8 protein-coding genes are annotated in these 5,761 nt (G+C 71.2%); 2 read left to right on the top strand and 6 right to left on the bottom strand.

From position 1 onward, the window contains the following. Positions 1–563, bottom strand: a 563-nt coding sequence (locus CA984_RS42240) for a TetR/AcrR family transcriptional regulator (protein WP_086578929.1), incomplete at its 3' end; no start/stop codon positions are given. Positions 564–810: 247 nt separating this feature from the next. Here CA984_RS42240 and CA984_RS42235 point away from each other — a divergent pair. Further along, entirely contained in the window at positions 811–1,983 is a 1,173-nt protein-coding gene (locus CA984_RS42235) for an alpha/beta hydrolase (protein WP_086578928.1), read from the top strand. 161 nt (positions 1,984–2,144) lie between these two features. On the opposite strand, the gene CA984_RS42230 is transcribed toward CA984_RS42235, so the two are convergent. From CA984_RS42230 to CA984_RS42220, 3 genes are all read right to left on the bottom strand, one after another. Continuing rightward, on the bottom strand, positions 2,145–2,468 hold the full coding sequence (locus CA984_RS42230) for a DUF202 domain-containing protein (RefSeq protein WP_086578927.1): 324 nt from the start codon (positions 2,466–2,468) through the stop codon (positions 2,145–2,147). Further along, positions 2,465–2,806 (bottom strand): YidH family protein, encoded by a 342-nt coding sequence (locus tag CA984_RS42225; protein WP_086578926.1) that lies wholly within the window; start codon positions 2,804–2,806, stop codon positions 2,465–2,467. The genes CA984_RS42230 and CA984_RS42225 overlap by 4 nt, the downstream gene beginning before the upstream one ends. 91 nt (positions 2,807–2,897) lie before the next feature. After that, positions 2,898–3,299, bottom strand: a complete 402-nt coding sequence (locus CA984_RS42220) for a hypothetical protein (protein WP_086578925.1) — start codon at positions 3,297–3,299, stop codon at positions 2,898–2,900. 236 nt (positions 3,300–3,535) lie between these two features. Here CA984_RS42220 and CA984_RS42215 point away from each other — a divergent pair, with 236 nt between their 5' ends. Further along, a complete protein-coding gene (locus CA984_RS42215; RefSeq protein WP_086578924.1) occupies positions 3,536–3,793 on the top strand; it encodes a ubiquitin carboxyl-terminal hydrolase 14 in 258 nt (85 codons plus the stop codon). Here CA984_RS42215 and CA984_RS42210 read toward each other — a convergent pair. Beyond that, on the bottom strand, positions 3,790–5,373 hold the full coding sequence (locus tag CA984_RS42210) for a Na+/H+ antiporter (RefSeq protein ID WP_086578923.1): 1,584 nt from the start codon (positions 5,371–5,373) through the stop codon (positions 3,790–3,792). The genes CA984_RS42215 and CA984_RS42210 overlap by 4 nt on opposite strands. A gap of 69 nt (positions 5,374–5,442) precedes the next feature. Continuing rightward, on the bottom strand, positions 5,443–5,761 hold a 319-nt coding region (locus CA984_RS46825; RefSeq protein ID WP_207621249.1), incomplete at its 5' end, for a hypothetical protein.

The following is a 5,761-nucleotide window of genomic DNA, read 5'->3' as shown; positions in this document are numbered from 1 at the left end:
CGCAGGACGTGGGTGATGAGGGAGCCGAGGTAGGCGGGGTCGGGCATGCCGAGGTGGAGTGCCATGCGGTGGTAGAGCGGGCCGTACAGCAGGTCGAGTGCGACGTCGAGGTCGGCGTCCGGGTGCAGTTGGCCGGCGTCCTGGGCTCGGCGGAGCCGTTGCCTGAACGTGGCGATGCGCGGCTGGATGATGCGTTCACGCAGGTCACGGGCAAGGTTGGGGTCGTGCAATGCCTCGGCGATCACTCCGGTCCCGGGTGAGTTGTGCGGCGGGGTGAGGATGCCGATGACCTCGGTCAGCATGCTGTGCAGGTCGGCGGCCAGGTCGCCGGTGTCGGGCGGGGCGGCGGCGACAGTCGCGGTCTCGTCGAGAAGCTCCAAGACGACCGCGCCCTTGGACGGCCACCACCGGTAGATGGTCTTCTTGCTCACCCCTGCGCGGGCGGCGATGGCCTCGATGGTCAGCCGCCCGTACCCGATCTGACCGCACAGTTCCCCGGTGGCGGCGAGGATCGCCTGCCGGCTGCTCTCCCTGCGGCGCGCTGGGTTCGGTGCCTTGGACATGCCCCCACCCTACGAGAAACGGAACGTGTCGTGTTGACGTCGAGCAGGCCCTTCGGGCATCCTTCTGGCGACACGATACGTGTCGTTTATGCCCCTCGATTGCGGCGGAGACGGGAGGACGTCATGGTCACCCCAGGCCGGGCGCGCCTTTCGGCCAGTGTCGAAGCCGTACGTCGCATGCTCCGCAGGCCGTCGTCGGCGCGCAGATGGTCGCGGTCTCCGGCCGGTGTTCACCCCTGGAGGTTCTGTGCCCGTCGGGTATCTGTTCACAGTGGCGCTCGTCGCGATCGGCACGCTGTTCGCGCTACGGCCGGTGCCGTACTCACGCCCGCTCGGCCGCCCGAGCTACTACTTCGGCCTGGCCGCCAACGAGCTGCCGTTCGCGGCTTTCTTCTGGATGCTGCTGCTCCCGACGGCGCTGGCGTTCGCCGACGGTGACATCGACTCGGCGGGCGGCTGGGCGGCCGTCGCCCTGGCCGCCGTGACCGCGATCGGGCTCGCGGTCGTCGCCTACCGCGCGCTGGGCGAGCGGCCCAGGATCGAGCGCGCCATGACAGAAGGGCTGGGCGCGGGGTGGCGCGCCGCCATCGACGCCGACCTCAGCGTTGGTCTGCGGCGCCGTCCTCCGCTGGCCCGCATCCTGCTCCTGCCCATCCTCAAGCGCCGCCTGGACGTCCGGCGCGTGGCCAACCTCGCCTACGGCGACGCGGGCCACCGTCGCAACCTGCTCGACCTCTACCACCACCGCTCGCGCCCGTCCGGCGCGCCCGTGATGATCCACCTGCACGGCGGCACCTACTCCGGCGGCCACAAGAACAGCCAGTCACTTCCCCTGCTCTACCACCTCGCCGGCCAGGGATGGGTGTGCATCAGCGCCAACTACCGGCTACGGCCGCACGTCCAGCACCCGGACCACCTGATCGACCTCAAGAAGATCATCGCCTGGGTACGCGAGCACGCCCACGAGTACGGCGCGGACCCGTCGACGCTGTTCGTCGCGGGCAGTTCGGCGGGCGGGCACATGGCGGCGCTGGCCGCGCTCACCCAGAACGACCCCGCCCTCCAGCCGGGCTTCGAGGACGCCGACACCTCCGTAACCGGCGCCATCTACTTGAACGGCTGGTACGGCACCTACTTCGGCCAGGGCCCCGAGTCCTCACCGCTGGCCCACATCGCACCGGACGCACCGCCGTTCCTCGTGGCCCACGGCGATCTGGACCCGATGGTGCCCGCGGCCGACGCCCGGCACTTCGCTGACCGCCTACGCCAGACCTCGGCCAACCCCGTCGTCTACGCCGAACTGCGCGGCGGCAACCACGCCTTCGACCTGTACCACTCGGTCCGCTTCGAGGCCGTCGTCGACGCGATCGAGGCCTTCACCGCCTGGGTGAGATCACGGGAGAGGACGCCCAAGCCTTAGCAGGGAGCGACGTGGTGGCCATCACGTCGCGAACCACGACGACGACCTCGTCGTGCCCTACCTGCGGAACGGCGTCGACATGGTACGTACCGCAGGAGGCCCGGCGCTCGGGTCGGTACCACCGGAGAGTCGCCTCGGCGGATCCGGCCGCCGGCGCGGGTCTACCGCAGGAGCACGAACGCCACGGCCCCGGCGGCGGCGGCGAGGGTGCCGAGCCAGGCGATGACGGCGTCAGCCCGCTCGTCGAGGGGGCTGCCCTCGTGCAGGGCGTGTTGCACGCGCTGGTAGCGGACGCCGGTGCGGGCCAGCAGGACCGCGCCGCACAGGGCGGCCAGGGCGAAGGGGACGACGCTGATCAGATGGGTGCCGGTACGCAGCCCGATGCCCGCGGCGCCCAGACCGCTGACGGCGAGCAGAGCGGCCGTGCGGACCCAGGCCAGCCGGGTCCGCTCGTTCTGCAGCCCTTCGTCCCACAGGGGACTCATCGGCCCAGCAGGATGAGGATCATGGCGAGCACGGCCACGGCCGCCACGCCGTACCCCAGCAGGGGGGCGATGGCGGGAGGCGGGAGCGGGGCGGCGCTGCGCAGGGCGCGCTGGACCCGGCGCCAGCGGGGGTAGGCCATCGCGGCCGACAGGGCCGACAGGCACACCAGGCTGAGGGCGAGCACGGTCCGCATCCAGGGCACGAACACGTCCTCGGAGACCGCGGCCATGGCGACGCCACCCGCGCTCAGCGCGAGCGACGTGCTCAGCCAGGTCAGAAAGGTGCGTTCGTTCGCGAGTGTGAACCGGGGATCCGGTTCGTTGCCGGGGCTTTCCATGGGAACGACGCTATTTCAGCGACATTCCCCCTAGAGAACCCGGGATTGGCCGAAAGCCCCGGACGGAGACGGCGGTGAGCTGCGGAAAGCCTCAGCCGCAGGCGGAGGTGAGCTGCTCGACCCACTTGACCGAGTCGGTCGCGACCTTCTGCCCCGCGTCGACGGCGCTGTTGGCGTCGGTGACGTTCAGGCCCTCCAGGTCCTTGGCGACCCCGTCCGCGGCCTCCTTGAGGGTGGTGTTGGCCGCCTTGTCGGCCAGGTCGCCGAGCTTGGTGGCGCCGTCGTTCAGCGCCTTCTCCATCGCGGCGGGGTCGTTGATCAGAGGGGTGATCTTCTGGACGGTGTCGGTGACGATGGCGGCGGCCTGCAGGCACTGCTGGGCCTTGTCCACTCCCTCGCTCACTTGCTGGATCTCGGAGCATCCGGTGGTGATGAGTGCAGCGGCCAGCGCGGAGGCGGCGAGGACGGGGATCCGTCGCGGAAGGGGTCGCATGCCCCGACCCTACCCAACGGGCCGGTACGGCAGGCGCCGTCGCGCACGTCCGGCACGCGCGAACGCGCGGAGTAAGGTGGTCGTACCTGTTCCGCCCGGATCGGGAGCCACCGCGGGCCGAGCCGGACGGCACCTCCCGGCGGCGTCATCGTCATGGACGATCCCACCCGTGGACGGGCTCATCACACCAGGGCTCCGGCCGTACGCTCGCCTGAGATATCCGCACAAGGGGAAACATGCCTACCTGCCAGCATCTCGCTCTGACCCAGGACCCGTCCCCTCGCACGCCCCAGGGATGCGAGGAGTGCCTCAGCACCGGCATGCGCTGGGTCCACCTGCGCAGGTGCCTGTCGTGCGGGCACATCGGCTGCTGTGACTCCTCACCCGGCAAGCACGCGACCGCCCACTACAAGGAGACCGAGCACCCGACCGTGGCCTCCTTCGAGCCGGGTGAGGACTGGCGGTGGTGCTACATCGACAACATCATCGGCTAGACGCGCTCAAGGGTGGCCTCCTCGAAGTCGAGCTCCTGCATGACCCTGCGGAGCACCTCGTCGTCGATGCGCCCCTCGTCACGGAGCCGGACGAGCACCTCGCGCTCGGCCGCCAGCATCTCCCTGCGCAGCCGCCGGTAGACGGTGCCCGGCGTCTCCTCGCCCTCCGGGCCGGTGCCGCCGCCGAGGCGCTCCCACGCGGAGAGCGCCCGGCGTTCGGACCGTGACCTGAGCTGGTCGACCACGTCCTCGTGGACCTCGGCGGTCCCCCCGGCCACCAGTTCCTCCAGCCGGGCCAGCCCGGCGGCGGCCGCGGCCTGCTGGGCTGCGGCCTCGGCGAGGTTGTCGGCGAAGATCTCCTGCTCGTTGGAGATCTTCAGCCGCCGGATGATCGCCGGGAACGACATCCCCTGGATCAGCAGGGTGCCGATCACCACCACGAAGGTGAGGAAGAGCAGCGTGTCGCGGCCGGGGAAGTCCTGCGGGAGGGCGAAGGCCGCCGCCAGGGAGACCACCCCGCGCATGCCCGCCCAGCTCACTATGGCCACGTTCTGCCAGGAGGGCGCGTGCGGCTCGCGCCGGCGGACCCTCCTGGACAGGATCCTGGGCAGGTAGATGCTGGGCACGACCCAGACGAGCCTGGCGAGCACCGTGGCGGCGAAGACGGCCAGCGCCATCCCGGCGAGGTTCCACGGGTCCGCTCCACGCAGCGCCTTCATGATCGGCCAGAGCTGCAGGCCGATCAGCACGAACACGATCGACTCCAGGAAGAAGCCCAGGATCCGCCAGACGGCGTCGGACAGGAGCCGGGTGCCGAAGGCCGCGGTGGGCAGGCGGTGGCCGATGTAGAGGCCGACGATCACCACCGCGATCACCCCGGAGACGTGCACGCTCTCGGCCGCGAGATAGACCGCGAACGGGATGAGCAGCATGACGGTGTTCTCGACGAGCGAGTCCCGCAGGAGCACCAGTCCCCGGGCCAGGATCCAGGCGAGCGCGACACCGATCACGACGCCGCCCACCGCCGCGAAGAGGAACCTCCCGGACGCGTCCAGCCAGGTGATCCCCGCCCCCATCGCGGCGGCGATGGCCACCCGGTACGCGGTGAGCGCGGTGGCGTCGTTGAACAGGCTCTCCCCCACCAGGATGGTGACCACCTTGCGGGGCAGCCCCAGCCTGCGGGCCACCGCGACCGCGGCGACCGCGTCGGGCGGCGCCACGATCGCGCCCAGCGCGAACGCGGCGGCCAGCGGCAGCGCGGGGAGAAGCAGGTGGGTGACCCAGCCGACGACCAGGGTGGTGAACAGCACCAGTCCGATCGAGAGCAGTCCGACCGGACGGCGGACCGCCTTGAGCCTGAGGTAGGAGCTCTCGATCGCGGCGGAGTAGAGCAGCGGCGGCAGGAACACCAGCAGGACCAGTTCGGGGTCCAGTTCGTACTGCGGCACCAGCGGCGACAGCGCCAGCCCCGCCAACACCAGCAGCAGGGGGGCGGACCAGCCCCTGCGCCTGGCCACCGCCGCCACCGCGATCGCGATGACCGGCACGACCAGTATCTGTAGCACCGACGCTTGGTTCATCCCCGCTCCCACACCGCTATGGGCGATCAGCCTACGGGACCTCTCCCGGCGGTGCCCCGGCGGCGCCGGTCACCAGTCGCGGCGCTCGTCCCGGTCCTCGCGGCGGCGGTCGTCATAACGCTGGTCGTCGTAGCGCTGGTCGTCGTAGTGCTGTTCGGGACGGAGCCGCTCACCGGTGGAGTGCGGCGGGTCCTGGACGTAGGGACGCGGCATCCGCTGCTCGGTCTGCTGGCCGCGCAGGCCCAGCGGGTCGGACGGGTCCACGTCCTGCTGGTAGGCGGGCGGCGAGCCGTACAGGTCGCGCAGGTCCGCCGGGTGACCCGCCTGCTGGGGATGGTGCGGGGCGGCGGGCTGCTGGGCCCCGAAGGCGTAGGGATCGGGCTGGGCC

The sequence above is a fragment of the Streptosporangium minutum genome (assembly GCF_002149035.1).
Taxonomy (GTDB): Bacteria; Actinomycetota; Actinomycetes; order Streptosporangiales; family Streptosporangiaceae; genus Streptosporangium; species Streptosporangium minutum.
This window is presented reverse-complemented; position numbering and strand designations above follow the sequence as displayed.

What these genes read in the sequence shown, in the direction of transcription:
- CA984_RS42210 (WP_086578923.1), bottom strand. Translation starts at nt 5,373, where the DNA reads ATGAACCAAGCGTCGGTGCTACAGATACTGGTCGTGCCGGTCATCGCG.
- CA984_RS42220 (WP_086578925.1), bottom strand. Translation starts at nt 3,299, where the DNA reads ATGCGACCCCTTCCGCGACGGATCCCCGTCCTCGCCGCCTCCGCGCTG.
- CA984_RS42215 (WP_086578924.1), top strand. Translation starts at nt 3,536, where the DNA reads ATGCCTACCTGCCAGCATCTCGCTCTGACCCAGGACCCGTCCCCTCGC.
- CA984_RS42230 (WP_086578927.1), bottom strand. Translation starts at nt 2,468, where the DNA reads ATGAGTCCCCTGTGGGACGAAGGGCTGCAGAACGAGCGGACCCGGCTG.
- CA984_RS42225 (WP_086578926.1), bottom strand. Translation starts at nt 2,806, where the DNA reads ATGGAAAGCCCCGGCAACGAACCGGATCCCCGGTTCACACTCGCGAAC.